This is a genomic window from Bradyrhizobium sp. ISRA430 (assembly GCF_029909975.1).
Classification (GTDB): Bacteria; Pseudomonadota; Alphaproteobacteria; order Rhizobiales; family Xanthobacteraceae; genus Bradyrhizobium.
Window position 1 is genome coordinate 6704463 of record NZ_CP094516.1, and the last position, 15266, is coordinate 6719728.

Consider the following 15266-nt stretch of genomic DNA (forward strand, 5'->3'; position numbering starts at 1 on the left):
ACGTCGATTGGCGTCACGACTTGGGTCACGCCTGGATCACGCGAAAAAAGCGAGACCCTGGGCGGTTTCGATCCGGGTATCGAATCCTTGGATCGGTTGAATCGAAAAAGAAGCTTTGATCGCGACCGAATAGTTGATTTCTTGCGTTGTCTTTTGGGGCAGCCATTTTCCGAACCTCGGTCTAGTACGCAATGTGAGCGAACAGCATTTCAAGGCGCATGCGCTCGATGACTTCCTGATCATCGCTGCGCACTACGGTGATTTGAAAGGCTCGGCTCAAGACGGTGCCATCCGCAATCACCTCGCCGAGGTCGAGCAGAGCTATCGCGTGTTGGCGAAGAGCAGGAAACTGCTGTCGAGTTCGACGGCCAGTGTCGCACCCGCGATGCGTTCAAGGCCCATGCCGTAGACATGTCCCTCCTCACCCGCAGGGCAATCGACCACGCAGGAAGCAAGCCCGTCTGGAGGGTCTTGGATTGTTCCGCGATCCGGCATAGTGCGACCGCCGTCGCGAGCAGCGTGTCTGCCTCGGCAAGCAGCCGATGAGCGTCCTTTATGGCATCCTCCGCCCGTGCAAGCAGAGGGTCGCGGTTTGTGCCGTGCATGGTTCGCAACTCACGCTGCACCACGAACCATTGCCGACCAACTTTGTTCCGTGGAGCGTTCTCCACGCTTGCGAGGCAGAGTGCGGCAGATGCTTCACACCGCGCCGGACACGACTACCAAACCGCTTACGGCATTATAGGTCGCGCCACTTGATGGACCGCAAGTAAGCGATGCAATCTGTCCGGCCCCGTTGAATGTCAACACGGCACTGACCACGCCGTCTGGCGCGACATACGCGATTATTGTCCCGCCTTCCGATGGTTGGAGGTTATCCAGGTCGGATGCGGGGTATTCCCGAAGGCGCTTCACCCAATAGGCCCGCAGACCTTCCTTCCCAGTGATCGTTTTGATCCCTCCGCAGCCACAATGGACCACCGCATCATCCGCGTACATCTCAAGAAGTGCATCGACGTCGCCAGCGCGGTAGGCATCAAGCCAGTTAACCGCAGCGGCCATTGGGTCAAAGGACATATTCCTACCTACATGCCGTTTCGAGCGGCAACCGTTAGGATGAATGCGAAAGAAAACAAAACGGCCCCGTGCTTCCATCCGGCAGCGGGACCGTTCCGGGACAACCATTGAAGGTTGCATTTCCGCACTCCCGTGATGTTCCCGCCATAACATAGGACAGGTTTTCGCCGGCCTGCCTCCCCAACCCGCTAGGCGGAAGCACGTTTCGCCATCCTGCTTAATCGACTTGGTAGTTCCGCCACTACATCATTCGGGAAAAGTGGCATCGGAGGCTACCGATGAAGGACTATCAGGCACAGCTTGAGAAGCTGCGCAAGGATGCGGCGGAATGTGCCCTCGTTCGCGATCTGGCGACTGACAAAGCCAAGCGCGAATTGACGGTGCTTGCAGACAAAGTCGAGCAAAAGATGCTGGAGCGAAGGAAGACCACCGGTTGAACTGATGTCGTCAGGTAATCTCTGTGCCACATCAGCGACATCATTCGATTCGTCAGATGGACAGGCGGTCGGCCACGTACGCCGTGCCGGCGCAGTGCGAATGTCATTGAAGGGCGATGTTGGTTTTGGAGACGAAGCATCTACCCATCCATCTCTCGTGATCGCCTTCTGAGACCCTTGCCGGACATAGGCAGCGGCGGATACGATAATCGCTACCTAGCTCGCGATCCTCTCGTCTTTCTTGAGCCCGAGGTGGGTCGCAATCTCGACCAGCTCCGAGGCCGCGAGCGAACCGGTACGATCGCCGGTGGCGATGGAGGGGCTTCTCATGCCAATGCTCCAGCACCGCCCCCACGCGCGGGCAATCACAATGTGCACGAAACTGCGGACAAGTCCTATCAGTCCAGAGCCACAAGCGCGCGAACGCGGACGGAGCGGCGCTTCAAGACCGAGCGCGGCTTTTCTGATGCTCGCGCATCGTAGGCCTGGCAAGCTCGAAAGGGCAGAAAAGTTGCCGATTCTCGACCGTTCTCGGCATCGGCCGGATGCGGCGGGAACGGTCGCAATCCGTATTTGTTGGCGGGGGAGCAAAGATTTAGGAGCCGTTAGAATGATCGAAACGGACACCCTACTGGTGAAGTGTCCCAATTGAGGGGCTTGGCCGATGGCCGCCAACGTACTGAGACCGACGTCCGCGCAGCCCGAGCTCCGTCTCAAGTGCCCAAGGTGCCATGGCGGAGGCCGGCCGGCTGCGCCTAGGCGCGGTCCTGCAGGCGGATTTGCTTCGGGATCTGGACGCAGCCTAACGCGATGAAAATCAGCTCCCATTCCGAGAGTCACGTCGTCGAGCTCGATGACGGCTCACGATGGCGGATCTTTCCCGGAGAATCGATCTCTCGCTGAACTGGAAGCCCGAAACGGATCTGACGGTTGTCCAGGCCGACGATGACCTCAGTTCTCCTCATGCGTTGCTCGGCGGCGGCGTGAAGGTGCGCGTGATGCCCATCGGCGAGAGCTGGCCAGTGCGCGAGGTCAAGGACGCGCTGAAGGTCGGTCGAGCCACGCTGTGGCTCCACGGGATCACTCGGGCGGTTGGACCTTCTGAGCGACAACACGACCTGACCGCTCGTCGAGCGCGAAGTGCGAAAGGGCGTGGTGCTGCCACGACGCCCGGGAAGCGGCGGTCCAGCCGCGAGCGGGAACGAAAGAGGCCGCAAGCACCGCCTGCAGCCTCCATCCGGTACCATGAAATCGTGCTCAAATGCCTTCCGGTGCAATGACACTATCGCTACCAGCGACAATGTCCGACTCCGGGAATCTACGGAACGGAACCAGCTACGATGCAGGCGTGCCGCTCAACGCTCGAATTCGTCGGACTCGTCGCTTGGCCTTGGCGAGGCGGCGCTCTGCGCATTCTGCGCGCGCGTCTCGCTTTGGTGACGTACGGCTTGGCGCTCCCGGGGCGCGGCCGATCTTGGCCTGCAACTCTGCCGGACATCAACCAACCGATGACCATCGCCGAATCCGTCGAAAGCGACCCTGGCTGTTCTCCAATTCCGGGCATGCGGTTAAGACTCTCCAGATACATCTTGCCGGGTTCATGGTTCTCTCCGCGGTAGGGGCATGCCCTCCGCATGATGTCGTAGGATGACGCTGATGGATCAATGTGTGAAGCGCGCTTGCTCTTTTTGAACATCGCAAAGTCAGGGGCGATCGCACCAACGCCAGCGTCCCGGCAGGGACATTGGTTCCCGCCGTCGTCGGCGGGGTTCGATAGTCTTACGCTGTTTGGTCGGCAGTCTCCTTTGACGACCATGTGAAGTTGATCCCGTCAACCCACATCCGGTGCAGAATGACGGCAAGTTTTCGGCCAACGGCAACGTTGGCTTTGCGCAGTCCGCTTCGTTTCGCGAGCCGAATGACCCGGGCTTTGAGCGTCGACCATTTTGCTACGCGGGTGAGCAGTACGTTGGCTGCCTCGTAGAGGTAGCTGCGCAACATCTTGTCGCCGCACTTCGAGATTCGACCCTTCCAGTCGAGCTCGCCGGAAGCATACCGTCGGGTCGTTAATCCGACATAGGCTCCGACGCTTCTTGACCTTCTAAAGCGCCTAGCGTCGTCGATCGTTGCAAGAAAGCAAAGAGCCGTAACAGGGCCGATTCCGGCGCCGTCATGAACTGTCGCACTTGAGCATTGTTGCGCGCGAGCTTTAGCTTCGCCGGTCTCTTCGCGGCCGCGCCATCGGTCGCGCTCGCCACGCTCGGAATCGCTGTGTACCAGCTTGGAGCCCACTATCCTGCGAACTCAAGCGATTGATCGCGCTCGCCCTCTACAGTGTCGTCGTTTGTCAAATCCTCGCTCGCGCGCGGCTGCAGGCCTTACCCGCCACTTTGCTATCCCGCGTCGTAGGCTTTTCCTCGGCCCTTCCGGCGATCTTGTGCGCCAGTATCATGTTGATCGCGACGGACGAAATCCGCGGCGAGCGGGAGGCCCGGCTTCGTCGGCGAGCCGCAGGCAAATGGCAGCCGCGGTCGACTTCGCTGGCACCGCGCTCGGCATGCTGGCCTTTGCGGTCGTCTTTTCGTTGACGGCGGAAAGTAGCCTCGCGGCTGACTTCATGAGCGCGTCGCTCGCCTGGTTGATCCTCCGTCGCGGCTTGATATGTGCGGCACAAGACGTGCACAGTGCGAAAAGCGTGGACCGTACAACAAGGGCAGCGGCTCCGCGGTTCGGCGAAGCGGCTAAGAGAGTTCGACTCCGGCATCAAACCGCGGTCGAAGCCTTGGCGTTGACGCCCTTGCGCAACGCCACCGTGTTGAGCTTGGTGTTGGCCGCCTTTTCCTCGTTCAAGTTGGTCGTGAGGAAACGGACGATCTCGTCGTGGCCGAGCTGCTCGGTCCAAGCGATCAGCGTGCCATAGCGGCAGATCTCGTAGTGCTCGACGGCCTGAGTGGCAGCGACGATGGCGGCATCGAGTACGGCCTTGTCCTCGACCTCGCTGGCGATCTCGTCGGCCTCCTTGATGAGGCCGTCGATCGCCGGACACTGCGTCCCGCTGGGCTGCTTGCCGAGCTTCTCGAACACCTTCTGAAGCCGCTCCACCTGCTTGTTTGTCTCCTCGAGATGGCCTTTCAGGCCGGCGACAAGGTCGCGGTTGGTTGCCTTTTCGATCATGTTGGGCAGCGATTTGATGATCTGCTGCTCCGCGTAGTACATGTCCTGAAGACCGTGGATCAGCAGGTCTTCCATCGATTTTATGTCCTTGGTGAAGAGTCCCATTCAACGGCTCCTTTCGCAATGTTGGCAATGGAACGCCGCCGACCAGCCGCCGTTCCCGCCGACATGGATGGATCGGAACGCTTCGCCCAACCTGCTGGGATGGGCGGCGATGGACGTATGGGGCGATATGCCGCGCGACATCCAGGAAGCGCTATTTGAGATCGCGGTAAAGGGGCGTGAGACGGAGTGCGAGGATCTCGCGCCTGCTGCACGACCGTCAACCCGGCCCTGCACCGCGGCAAAGCCGGACTGAGGAACCGGCGTCGCGAACGCGTGTTGACGCAAGCCGCCCGTTGCCTGCAGCTTGTTCAAGGTTCAAGATGGCTGACGAGACGATCACGACCACCGGCATCGCTGCTCATGGCGCTTCCCGCCTTCCGTCAGTGGATGTCGACAGCTTCAACATTGAACTGAAGGATGAGGACGGATTTCTTGGGGACCGTGCCAGCAAGGGCGCCTTCCGGGACACCCTCGAAAAGTGGCGGAAGCCGTTGCGTAGATCCGGCGAAGATCCGTTCGGCAAGGAGCTTTCCGAAGAAATCAGCAAGAAGGAACTCGACGCCATCCTGATCGGCGAAGATACCGACGCTTGGGCAGTTGTGCAGAGCGCGATCGAGGACTTCGCACAGGAGCTCGCCCACGTGACGCGTCGCTTCCTCAAGACCAAAGCCTGGGAGAAGACTGAGCGCATCGTAGTGGGCGGCGGCTTTAGCAATAGCCGCCTCGGCGAACTCGCCATCGCGCGCGCCGAAATCATCCTGAAGTCCGAGAACTTCAAGATCGAGATGCTGCCGATCCATCAGCACCCCGACGACGCAGGCCTAATTGGCGCGCTGCATCTTGCTCCTTCCTGGATCTTCGAAGCTCATGATTCCATCCTTGCCGTCGACATCGGAGGCGCCAACATCCGCTGTGGCGTCGTCGAAACGCGTCGCAAGAAGGCGCCGGACCTCACGAAGGCGTGCGTCTGGAAGTCCGAGCTATGGCGTCATGCCGACGACGATCCGAGCCGTAAGAACGCCGTGAAGAGGCTCGTCAAGATGCTCACGGACCTAATCGCGAAGGCGCAGGAGGAAGGGTTCAAGCTCGCGCCGTTCATCGGCATCGCGTGTCCTGGCGTCATCGAGAGCAACGGCTCGATCGCGAAGGGCGCGCAGAACCTGTCCGGCAATTGGGAGAGCAGCAAGTTCAATCTGCCGGCAACTTTGGTCGAAGCCATCCCTCAGATCGGAGAACACGACACAACGATCGTCATGCATAACGACGGCGTGGTGCAGGGCCTGTACGAGGTCCCGTTCATGCAGGACGTGAAACGTTGGGGCGTGCTGACGATCGGCACCGGCCTCGGCAATGCCCGCTTCACCAACCGCAACGGCAAGGGCGAACGCTGAGCCTAACCCTCTTTCGGTGTAGGCCGACACAGCAAGAATATCGGAGATGGAGGAACGTCGCGCCCCGCCGCCTGTTTGCTTCAAGCATTGCGGAGCATAGGAGGAGCATCCATGCCTACGCAGATCGTTTTGGACCATAGCGGTGACACGCCGCACGCATTTGATGCGGCAAATCCGGAAGCATTGGCCAAGGCGGAGCAGCGCTTCAAGAAATTGACCGGCAAGGGATTCACTGCGGCAACGCGGACGAGGCCCGGCGAAGTTGCCATAGTGCGGGCGTTCGATCCGACAGTCCAGGAGACGTTATTCTACCCGCGTCTCGTCGGCGGCTAGGTGAGCGCTGGGCCATGATTCTGCTCGGTGCTCGACGCCGGGCGGGTTCGCGGCTGCAAACGCTCCGCGAGCTCTATGCCAGCGTCATCGGAGAAAACTCGCCAGAGGCCCGCGGCCGCCATCTGCTGCGCGCGTGGCTGTCACCGGCTCAACTCGCGCAGTTCGACGAATATCGGTATTTCGATGTGGTCGGCTGCGATACCGGCAAGCGGTACCGCATCAACTATGGGACGGCCGCGAACGTCCACGAGCTCGACGGGGCCGGAACGCCGAGGGTGGGTTGGTGCTTCGTGCCTTCAGCGCGCCTGGTGCCCGGCGACGTGATGCTCGCGCAGAAAATTGCGCTGGAAACCAACGAGAATGCCGCGCTCGCGGTGGCCAACGAGTTTCCGCCACGGATGCCGTTTAACTGATGATCATAGGGAGAAATGCCATGCTCGATTATCCGCGCCCGCCTTATCCCAGCCAACAGCAACCGATGCCCGGCTCGACGTCGGCGATGAAGCCACGTCCGGACCATGGCGAGGAGAGCTACAATGGATCGGGCCGTCTTGCAGGCAAGAAGGCCGTCATTACCGGAGGAGACAGCGGCATCGGGCGAGCGGTGGCAATTGCATATGCCCGTGAGGGGGCCGACGTGCTCATTTCTTATCTCGACGAACATCAAGATGCAGAGGAGGTGAAGGCTCTCGTCGAGCAGGAAGGCCGCAAGGTTGTCTTGTTTCCCGGAGACCTGCGAAAGCCAGATTACTGCCGCGCCGTCATCAAGCGTGCCGTCGATGAGCTCGGCGGGATCGATATCCTCGTCAACAATGCGGCCCACCAGGCCACGTTTAAGGATATCGCGGATATCAGTGATGACGAATGGCAGAGCACGTTCGAGGTCAACATCCATGCGATGTTCTATCTCGCCAAGGCGGCCGTTGCGCATATGAAGTCGGGGGCCGCCATCATCAACACCGCTTCGGTGAATGCCGACATGCCAAACCCCATCCTGCTGGCCTATGCGACCACCAAGGGTGCGATCCAGAATTTCACGGGCGGTCTTGCCCAGATGCTTGCCGAAAAGGGCATACGCGTTAATGCCGTCGCGCCGGGCCCGATCTGGACGCCGCTGATCCCGTCGACCATGCCGTCGGACACGGTAATGAACTTCGGCAAGCAGGTGCCGATGAAACGAGCCGGGCAGCCAGCTGAGCTCGCAACCGCCTATGTCATGCTGGCCGATCCGCTCTCGAGCTATACGTCTGGTGCGACCCTCGCTGTAACAGGCGGGAAACCTTTCATCTGATCGGAGGGCGACGAGACGGAAGCTTAGCGTGGCGTAGCATCCAGCGCGCCGGTGATGCGAAGCCCGCCATTGAAACCGACAACCGTCACGGACTGGTCTTCTAGCTTCCTGGTTTATCGGCTCACCATAAAATCCTGCCGGGCAGATTTTGAGCGCTTATGAAGAAGCCATCAGCGGATCGCCATCCATACTCCCGGCTACCCGGCGCCAAGCGCAGAGTAATTGCAGGACGCAGAACGGTACCTGACCGCCTCCGTTCAAGAGACGGTTCGCCCAATAGTTTCCCGCAACATGGTCGGTATAATTTGTTCGACTGATTGCGGCGGGATTTCAAGCTCGGAAAAACCTGGCATCCCCACCGACGCTACGTTGTCGATCTGCATCAACTCCACCTGATTCCGTGTGATGGGTGGCCGTGGAAACAGCTCCGAAAGCCATCCCGCTAGGTGCCAAGCAGCAAACGGCACGGGAACGAGCATGGGTCTGCGGCCGGCTGCGTGGGCGATGGTTCTGAGAAGCTCTTCGTATGTGTAGATGCGGGGACCGGCACATTCATACGTGATTGCATTCGTTTCGGTCTTCAGAAGCGCTCTTGTGATCGCGTCGGCCACATCGTCAACATAGGCCGGCTGCAATCTCGTCAATCCGCGGCCGAACATCGGATAGATCGGATATTGGCGCAGCAGTTTGAGGATGGTGGTGAGAAACGCGTCATCCGGACCGAACATTACCGCCGGTCGAACCAGCGTGGCCTCAGAAAATATTGCGCGGACTGCCGCCTCGCCTTCGCCACGCTTGCGAATATAGAGGGACGGCGAAGTGACGTCAGAGCCGATTCCGGAAACGTGGATGAGCCGCTTGACGCCGGCTCGATGTGCTTGGCCCGCCAGTCGCCGGGCGGATTCCACATGCACGGCGTGAAACGTCTCCTGCCCATGTTCAACATAGAGACTGACCGCATTGATGGCGCCGTATACGCCATCAAGAGCAGCGGCGATCGACCCTTCGTCGTGTAGATCGACTTGCACAGATTGAAGGCGCGGGTCGTCATAACCAAAAAGCTGTCTGCCTCGTTCCGGATGTCGTGATGCGATCCGAACTGAAAACTCAGGCGCCTGGAGAAGGCATCGAACTACGCGGCGCCCGAGAAACCCGGTTCCACCGAACACCGTAACAAGGCGATGATTTGCGGCCGCCATGGCGCAACTCATGTCTGAAACTGTCTCAAGCAAGACACGGCCAGCGGAGAACGCCAGGCTCGCCGATCGTCTGTTCTAGCGACTGGACGTCTATAGGTCTGCGTATCTTTGGACCATCTCTCCTTCAAATTAGTTCGCTCGGCAGCGGCTTGGCGAGGGCTTTACAGGAGCGCGATGCGCAAGTTGCGGAACTGGACCGCGGAGCCCTCATGATGATTTTGCAGTCCAATATGACCGCGCGGCTCACGTGACGCATTTCCAAGCAAGGAGACGTGTTCGCTGTTAAGCCTGACCGCTAGCATTTGCCCGTGTGCGGTGATCTCAAATTCATTCCACTCGCCGACCGGCCTTGAGAGGCGACGGACGGCCGGAGCCAGCCGATAGATCGCCCCCGTCAGATGAAGTGCACTGCCGAGAACGTTGGCATCCGGATCAAGTCCCCGGTCGTCGATTTGCACTTCGTAGCCGCGCTCAATCGCTGGCTGCTGAGTGGTGCCCAGCGGCGGGGCTCGAAGGAATACTCCGGAATTGTCTTCCGGGCGCGCGATCCGCCACTCGATCGTAAGGACGAAGTCTTCGAAGGCTTCGTGCGCATACCAGAAAAGGCCAGGCCCGCCATAACTCTCGATGATGCCATCCGAGAGCTGGCGAAATCCGCCGAGCCCGGCCATACGCCAACCATCAAGATCGCATAGCGACGGCAGCATCCGTGTCAGCTCAGCCTACCGCGCTTGTCGCCGGAATTCCTACAACACGATCGCGGAGGTCGGTCACGCCTTCCTTTTGGGCGCAGTGGTCGCAATAGTAGGTGCCGTTCGTTTCCAAGCCGCGTCCGCGATGCGCGTTCCGCAATGCTTGCACGTCGGCGCCAAGGCATGAATTGCGCACTCAAAGCTGTCGTACGTGTGCGCCTGCCGTTCATCAGCACCTGAAAAGCTTTGTCATAGTCATTGCCGCAGGTTTCACATGTCGGCATTGTGCCTCCTTTACGCCGCACGGCGCTTGCGGGTTTGAGCAGCCTTCTTGGCTGACCTTGAACGTTCAGCGGCTGGGCGGCTGGCGACCGCTTTTCCGCCAAGACTGCCGCCCTTGCGGGACGATGAACGGTCTTCTTCGGTGTCTCTGCCGGACCCGCGCTTTTTGCCGCCGTGGGTTTCTTTGTTTACGGTCGCCCAGGCCCGTCGTTCGGCTTCCTTGTCGGGAACACCTCGGTTTTCGTAGCCTTCCTCAATGTGTTCGGCCTGTCGCTTTTGCTTGTCGGTGTAGCTTCGCTTGTCTCCGCGTGGCATTCACGGTCTCCCTTGATAAGTATCGCGTTCTCCTGCTCCTATTCGCCCGCCCTCTTGCGCAATCGCCTTGGTGAGGTCCTTGCGGCGCGTGAAGGGTTAGTGTGCTTGTTCTGACAGGGTCTGCACATAGGACGCCTGAGCGGTCATCGGCTCGTCCCTGACCGGGTCCTTTTGACTATTGGTAGCGCTTTCCTTGGTGCTCATGGCCGTCTTCTCGCGCAAAGAACGATGGAATTCACCAATTGTTCCTATTCCACCTTGGGCGAACCAGCCGCATCCATTTACGTGAATCTTAATCCTGCAAATGAAAGTCAGTATGGCGGCGTGGCTGAGGCCGATGTTTGCAACTGGGCTTGGCAATAACAGCCGGCTTTACCGTACGCCAACATTGGGTCAGACCGCACCCCCGATAACCTCTAGATGAACAAGAATTGCCCTATCTGCTTCGGCACCGGCTGGGTTTGTGAAAACATCCGCAGCTGGCTTGAACCCAAGATCCAATGGGCCGTCAGTACAGCGCGGGATGCCACGTAATTGTCAGCACGGAGGATGCGATCTTGGCGTCAGCTCATCGAGAGGCGAGCCTGCCCCTTAGCGACGCGAACGCCTCTTCGTTGCGCGCCGGTTGTAGGGTGAACGGTTGATGGGCTTCAGGGAAATCCCTTCGCGCTGCGCCTTGCTGCGGATAGCCGCGACGGGACGTTGAAGTTTGACGCTCATGACTCCGGCCGGCGTGTTGCCCTTCGCGAGCTGCTTGAGCATTTTCACATCTGCGCTCGACCACAGTTCACGCTTACGACGCTTGTATGAGGGATTTGCCTTGCGCGGGCCCTTCTTGCCGATCGGCGAGCCGGGCCGCTTCCATGATGCTCTTGCCATTAAAGTCCTCCTGTAAGTCGTTCTTGAACGAAGGAATCAGCAATTCGGTTCCGATGAACAGGAATCGTAGGATCGACGGGATGTTCTGTGCGCGTCCGACTGGCGTCGATGCGTCTTGTGCTGTCCGGTGGATTGGCGATTGCACAGCCTGCCAGGCCGGCGGACGACCTTAGCGCGCCGACCGGGCGTTCGGTGCCCGAAGACAAAGGTCAGTTGCAGCCGCAGGAATGGACAGGGCCTGCCGACACCGGTTCAGGTGGTGCGCCTCCCGAAAGTCCCCAAGGGCAAAGCCCGCCAGGGATGCAGCCGGCGCCGGACGGATCGATAAAGACCACGGTCGAGCCTCCCAAGTAGCCCTATGGAGCTATTGCGCGTCGGCGCGGGTAACGCTGGCGCGGCGCGAAGGCGAGGAACAAACGATTCACGTTGCCGTTTCAAAGGCCAGACAACGCAGCGCCTGCAGCCCCATGACGAACCTGAGCAAGCTCCCGACATGGGCCGACGAGAAAAACATCTACGCCGTGATCGAAGCGCGGAGCTGAAGGCCTTTACGCTTGCGAAGCCCCTAATGGTGGGGCTTCATCCCCTCGACACAAGCCGAAGATGGGGACGCGCTGGACGTCCTCATCATCCACGTATCCCAGACGTATCCGGGCGTCGTGCTCCGATGCCGGCCGATCGGAATCCTCGAAATCCTCCAGAAGTGCAAGGCAAGGAGGAGCGCAACGATCGCATCTTCGATAGCAAGCAGATTGGAACGTCGCGTGGATCCTTTTGGCGGAAGCTCTAGCCACCCGTCGCAATTGATAGCTGCTTGATGGCCTTTTCGGCGGCTCCGGCGCCGCGCCACCACAGGAATTCAAGCTCCTTGTCTTCGAGCGCGTTCGTCGGACGGAAGAACTGTTCGAGCTCCTCGACATTGCGCCGGAGCGCTCACCGTTGGAGAGCAATCTTGAAGACATCATGAATTTGCCGTCTCGCGCTGCCGATTTGTAGATTCCAACTCTAGCAACTCCTGCGGCCGAGGCGTCATTCTTTGCTCTTATCACGTGAGAACACGCCTCAATTGGGCGGCCGGCCCGTCACATCCTTGAACGAGTACTATTGATTCATCCAATTGGAAACGACCGGTAGATGTTCGCCTGGGCGCAGCCTGCAGACCATGTGACAAACTGCGCATTCGAGAAAACCAATGTCTGAGCCACGGTTCCTGCCAACGAGTTCTTCTTCACCGTATGGGAGGCGCCGATCGCGGCTGAGGAACAAAAGGCAACATCCGGCCGTAATTAGGGGTGAGCTGAGCAGAACCGAAACCGAGTCTTTGAGATATGCCGGGCCCATCCCGCCTGTGGACCTTGCCTGGAAGTAACATCGCGAGCTCTCTCTTGCCTGCGGTAGTCGCGAGCAATCTCTTCATCGGCCTGGCTCTTGTGGCCCTGCTGTATTTCGGGCGTGAGCTCTTCGTGCCGGTTGTCCTTGCGCTGCTGTTGAGCTTCGTGCTCGCTCCGGTCGTTCGGCTTTTTCGTCGCTTATATGCCGGCCACGTGGGCTCAGTTCTTGCTGCGGTGGCGCTCGCATTTCTGCTGATTTTCGGGCTCAGCGCCATTATGACCCAGCAGGTCGCACAACTCGCCGAGAACCTGCCCCGCTATCAGCTGACGATCAGCGATAAGATTCATTCGGTCCAAGACGTTGCGCTCAGTCCGGGAATCTTCAATCGGCTAAAGGATATGCTCGGAGATCTGCGCCAGGAAATCTCCAAGCCGCAGGAGCAAGGACGGAAGAATGCAAGTTCTCCTGAATCCGCCCCAACTGCTGCAGGAGAACCCCAGGCTAAGCCAATCCCAGTGGAAATCCAACAGCCGCCGCCTAAACCGTTCGATGTCGTGCAAACAATCGTCGGGCCGCTGTTGGCGCCTCTGGCGACGACGGGCATTGTTATCGTTTTCGTGATTTTTATGCTGCTTTTTCGTGAGGATCTACGGGGACGTTTTGTCCGACTAGCGGGCGCGCATGATTTGGGGCGCACGTCCGAAGCAATCGACGACGCCGGTCGGCGACTGAGCCGGTATTTCCTGACGCAAACCTGCATCAATGCAACGTTCGGGATTGTCATCGGGATCAGTCTTGCAGTGATCGGCATTCCCAACCCAGTGTTGTGGGGCATCTTCGCAGCTCTAATGCGCTTCGTTCCTTATATCGGCGCATTCATCGCCGCCGCAGTTCCTGCGGCGCTTGCCATAGCGGTTGATCCAGGGTGGTCCATGCTCTTATGGACGGTGGCATTGTTCGTGATCGTAGAACCGATCCTCAGCCAAATTGTGGAACCCATGCTGTATGGCCACAACACAGGGCTCTCGCCGGTAGCTGTCGTGGTGGCTGCAGCCTTCTGGACCTGGTTATGGGGGCCAATTGGACTTTTGCTTTCGACACCCCTGACTGTGTGTCTGGTGGTATTGGGCCGTCACGTCGAGCGATTGGAGTTCTTGGATGTGATCCTCGGTGACCAGCCGGCCCTCACGCCAGAACAGAATTTTTTTCAACGTATGTTGGCCGGCGATCCCGACGAGGCCGCGGACCAAGCCGAGAAGTTTATGAAGGAGAAATCCCTCTGCGCCTACTACGACGAGATTGCAATCCCTGGGTTACTGCTGGCGCGGGCCGACGCGCGACGCGGCGCTCTGGACCTGGAGCGCCTGCACCGGATTAAGGAAACTGTCGAGGGCGTTATCGACGATCTTTCCGATCACGATGACTGCGCTCCACCTGTCAAAAGCAACAAGGACCTCCATGACTCCAACACACTTGAAATCGAGGTGGTCGACAATCCCGATCTATCGCCGCCCGTTGTACCCACTGGAACGTCAAGATCCGATTGGCGAGAGAGAAAGCCTGTATTGTGCATCGGCGCGCGAGATCCCCTTGACGAAGCGACGGCGAACATGATTGCGCAACTTCTCGAAAAACATGGCATCGGCGCCCGCATCGAGCCTTCGACGGCTACCTCGGCTTCCAACATCTTTGGGCTTGATACAGCCAACATAGGGATGGTGTGCGTATCTTGCCTTGGAAGCGGAAGTCCGGTGCATCTACGCTTCCTTCTTCGGCGTCTGCGGCGCAAAATGCCACACGCCACGCTCCTTGTCGGCCTATGGGGGTCGACCAAAGACTCGGAGGATGAAGACAGTCTGGATGACGAGACGATCGGCGCGGATTTCTTTGCGAAGTCGCTCCGCAAGGCGGTAGAGCTTTGCATCGAAGCAGCACACCGCTCGACCGCCGCACCCGAAGGAGAAGCAAAACGAACCGAAGCTCACCGGTCTCGAGCACCGCGATCTGCAGGTAGGAGAAGGAGGCGCAATTAAGGACGCCTCTTACCCTCAACGCGCGTTCTCGCAAGAGCCGCAGCGAGCGGCCCTCCGGAGTTTTCTCGGCGCTGTGTCGCTGAGGAGAGCCCGGATGGCTCTCCATGCGCGAGCTTTCACGCGGGCGAGACGGCCCGAAGCCGAACATGGCGCAGACCGATCACCCGCCGACCAGACTGGGGAAGAACACGGTTTCCTCCGCGTTTGGATCGAACGACAGGATCTGCGAGACCTGACCCGGACCCGTTCGGACCGCCGCGGTGAAGCCGGCATTGGTGAGCTCGTAGAACCGCCGCTCCGCCTTCGCCAACTCTCGTTCGTCGCCCGGATCGAAAAGGTGACGGCTGTCGCCGGTACGGTCCATCACGATCTGGATTGCGATGATCGTCCTCCTCGGAATGCTGCTGGCCAAGGATCCGATCCAGTATCCGGCCGAAGTCGCGGAGTTTCAACTGAAGAAGATCGTCGGGAATGTTGGTGATCAGCCCAAAGGGCGACGCTCTTAATGACCCCGATCGCGGAGCCGACTTTGGCGGAAAAGTGAGAAACCGTCGCCGCGAGTTGCTGAGCCAGCGCGCCAGTCAGGACCGCATCGAAAATCTCACTGAGCGCTTCGTGGCGCCGAGGAGGTGAATTATGCCGGAAGACACAGTGAGCACTCCAAAGCCTCACGCTGGCGAACGCGTCACCACTGCGCTCTTGTGCGCAGTCCTCGACGAGGTCTGC

The 15266-nt window shown here is 59.5% G+C and carries 17 protein-coding genes and 2 pseudogenes; 11 read left to right on the forward strand and 8 right to left on the reverse strand.

Annotation, left to right across the window (positions count from 1 at the left end):
* The first annotated feature begins 193 nt into the window (after positions 1-193).
* Entirely contained in the window at positions 194-409 is a 216-nt protein-coding gene (locus MTX21_RS31875; protein ID WP_280968560.1) for a hypothetical protein, read from the forward strand.
* Between the two features lie 290 nt (positions 410-699).
* On the opposite strand, the gene MTX21_RS31880 is transcribed toward MTX21_RS31875, so the two are convergent.
* Positions 700-1197 carry a nuclear transport factor 2 family protein gene (locus tag MTX21_RS31880; protein ID WP_280968561.1) on the reverse strand — a complete coding sequence of 166 codons (498 nt, stop codon included), beginning with the start codon at positions 1195-1197 and terminating at the stop codon, positions 700-702.
* 158 nt (positions 1198-1355) lie between these two features.
* Between MTX21_RS31880 and MTX21_RS31885 the strand changes: the two genes are divergently transcribed.
* Positions 1356-1514 (forward strand): hypothetical protein, encoded by a 159-nt coding sequence (locus MTX21_RS31885; RefSeq protein WP_280968562.1) that lies wholly within the window; start codon positions 1356-1358, stop codon positions 1512-1514.
* An 866-nt stretch (positions 1515-2380) separates the two neighbouring features.
* A complete protein-coding gene (locus tag MTX21_RS31890) occupies positions 2381-2794 on the forward strand; it encodes a hypothetical protein (RefSeq protein WP_280968563.1) in 414 nt (137 codons plus the stop codon).
* Between the two features lie 499 nt (positions 2795-3293).
* On the opposite strand, the pseudogene MTX21_RS31895 reads toward MTX21_RS31890, so the two are convergent.
* Positions 3294-3697, reverse strand: a pseudogene (locus tag MTX21_RS31895) (transposase); the annotation flags it as partial.
* A 28-nt stretch (positions 3698-3725) separates the two neighbouring features.
* Between MTX21_RS31895 and MTX21_RS31900 the strand changes: the two are divergent.
* Positions 3726-3922 (forward strand): annotated as a pseudogene (locus tag MTX21_RS31900) (hypothetical protein); the annotation flags it as partial.
* 355 nt (positions 3923-4277) lie between these two features.
* On the opposite strand, the gene MTX21_RS31905 reads toward MTX21_RS31900, so the two are convergent.
* Positions 4278-4793: a ferritin-like domain-containing protein gene (locus tag MTX21_RS31905; RefSeq protein WP_280968564.1), complete on the reverse strand. Its 516-nt coding sequence runs from the start codon at positions 4791-4793 to the stop codon at positions 4278-4280.
* 67 nt (positions 4794-4860) lie between these two features.
* On the opposite strand from MTX21_RS31905, the gene MTX21_RS31910 reads away from it, so the two are divergent.
* The 5 genes from MTX21_RS31910 to MTX21_RS31930 all read left to right on the forward strand — a co-directional run bounded on the left by MTX21_RS31910 (position 4861) and on the right by MTX21_RS31930 (position 7808).
* On the forward strand, positions 4861-5046 hold the full coding sequence (locus MTX21_RS31910) for a hypothetical protein (protein ID WP_280971191.1): 186 nt from the start codon (positions 4861-4863) through the stop codon (positions 5044-5046).
* Positions 5047-5113: 67 nt separating this feature from the next.
* On the forward strand, positions 5114-6184 hold the full coding sequence (locus tag MTX21_RS31915; protein ID WP_280970849.1) for an ROK family protein: 1071 nt from the start codon (positions 5114-5116) through the stop codon (positions 6182-6184).
* Positions 6185-6295: 111 nt separating this feature from the next.
* Positions 6296-6517, forward strand: a complete 222-nt coding sequence (locus MTX21_RS31920) for a hypothetical protein (protein ID WP_280968565.1) — start codon at positions 6296-6298, stop codon at positions 6515-6517.
* 14 nt (positions 6518-6531) lie between these two features.
* Entirely contained in the window at positions 6532-6930 is a 399-nt protein-coding gene (locus tag MTX21_RS31925; protein WP_280968566.1) for a hypothetical protein, read from the forward strand.
* Between the two features lie 20 nt (positions 6931-6950).
* Entirely contained in the window at positions 6951-7808 is an 858-nt protein-coding gene (locus tag MTX21_RS31930; RefSeq protein ID WP_280968567.1) for an SDR family oxidoreductase, read from the forward strand.
* A 257-nt stretch (positions 7809-8065) separates the two neighbouring features.
* On the opposite strand, the gene MTX21_RS31935 is transcribed toward MTX21_RS31930, so the two are convergent.
* The 4 genes from MTX21_RS31935 to MTX21_RS31950 form a co-directional block, all read right to left on the reverse strand.
* Positions 8066-9007 carry a complex I NDUFA9 subunit family protein gene (locus tag MTX21_RS31935; RefSeq protein ID WP_280968568.1) on the reverse strand — a complete coding sequence of 314 codons (942 nt, stop codon included), beginning with the start codon at positions 9005-9007 and terminating at the stop codon, positions 8066-8068.
* 161 nt (positions 9008-9168) lie between these two features.
* Positions 9169-9714, reverse strand: a complete 546-nt coding sequence (locus MTX21_RS31940; RefSeq protein ID WP_280971320.1) for a DUF1080 domain-containing protein — start codon at positions 9712-9714, stop codon at positions 9169-9171.
* A gap of 279 nt (positions 9715-9993) precedes the next feature.
* On the reverse strand, positions 9994-10296 hold the full coding sequence (locus tag MTX21_RS31945) for a plasmid stabilization protein (RefSeq protein ID WP_280968570.1): 303 nt from the start codon (positions 10294-10296) through the stop codon (positions 9994-9996).
* A gap of 591 nt (positions 10297-10887) precedes the next feature.
* Entirely contained in the window at positions 10888-11175 is a 288-nt protein-coding gene (locus MTX21_RS31950) for a hypothetical protein (RefSeq protein ID WP_280968571.1), read from the reverse strand.
* Between the two features lie 629 nt (positions 11176-11804).
* On the opposite strand from MTX21_RS31950, the gene MTX21_RS31955 reads away from it, so the two are divergent.
* Complete coding sequence (locus tag MTX21_RS31955) at positions 11805-11993, forward strand: hypothetical protein (protein ID WP_280970850.1); 189 nt, start codon at positions 11805-11807, stop codon at positions 11991-11993.
* A gap of 567 nt (positions 11994-12560) precedes the next feature.
* Positions 12561-14540 (forward strand): AI-2E family transporter, encoded by a 1980-nt coding sequence (locus MTX21_RS31960; protein WP_280968572.1) that lies wholly within the window; start codon positions 12561-12563, stop codon positions 14538-14540.
* Positions 14541-14700: 160 nt separating this feature from the next.
* On the opposite strand, the gene MTX21_RS31965 is transcribed toward MTX21_RS31960, so the two are convergent.
* Positions 14701-14922, reverse strand: a complete 222-nt coding sequence (locus MTX21_RS31965) for a hypothetical protein (RefSeq protein WP_280970851.1) — start codon at positions 14920-14922, stop codon at positions 14701-14703.
* Positions 14923-15266: the final 344 nt, after the last annotated feature.

Coding starts and splice junctions, on each gene's coding strand:
- MTX21_RS31880 (WP_280968561.1), bottom strand. CDS start 1,197: ATGCAACCTTCAATGGTTGTCCCGGAACGGTCCCGCTGCCGGATGGAA.
- MTX21_RS31885 (WP_280968562.1), top strand. CDS start 1,356: ATGAAGGACTATCAGGCACAGCTTGAGAAGCTGCGCAAGGATGCGGCG.
- MTX21_RS31890 (WP_280968563.1), top strand. CDS start 2,381: ATGGCGGATCTTTCCCGGAGAATCGATCTCTCGCTGAACTGGAAGCCC.
- MTX21_RS31905 (WP_280968564.1), bottom strand. CDS start 4,793: ATGGGACTCTTCACCAAGGACATAAAATCGATGGAAGACCTGCTGATC.
- MTX21_RS31910 (WP_280971191.1), top strand. CDS start 4,861: ATGGATCGGAACGCTTCGCCCAACCTGCTGGGATGGGCGGCGATGGAC.
- MTX21_RS31915 (WP_280970849.1), top strand. CDS start 5,114: ATGGCTGACGAGACGATCACGACCACCGGCATCGCTGCTCATGGCGCT.
- MTX21_RS31920 (WP_280968565.1), top strand. CDS start 6,296: ATGCCTACGCAGATCGTTTTGGACCATAGCGGTGACACGCCGCACGCA.
- MTX21_RS31925 (WP_280968566.1), top strand. CDS start 6,532: ATGATTCTGCTCGGTGCTCGACGCCGGGCGGGTTCGCGGCTGCAAACG.
- MTX21_RS31930 (WP_280968567.1), top strand. CDS start 6,951: ATGCTCGATTATCCGCGCCCGCCTTATCCCAGCCAACAGCAACCGATG.
- MTX21_RS31935 (WP_280968568.1), bottom strand. CDS start 9,007: ATGGCGGCCGCAAATCATCGCCTTGTTACGGTGTTCGGTGGAACCGGG.
- MTX21_RS31940 (WP_280971320.1), bottom strand. CDS start 9,714: ATGCTGCCGTCGCTATGCGATCTTGATGGTTGGCGTATGGCCGGGCTC.
- MTX21_RS31945 (WP_280968570.1), bottom strand. CDS start 10,296: ATGCCACGCGGAGACAAGCGAAGCTACACCGACAAGCAAAAGCGACAG.
- MTX21_RS31950 (WP_280968571.1), bottom strand. CDS start 11,175: ATGGCAAGAGCATCATGGAAGCGGCCCGGCTCGCCGATCGGCAAGAAG.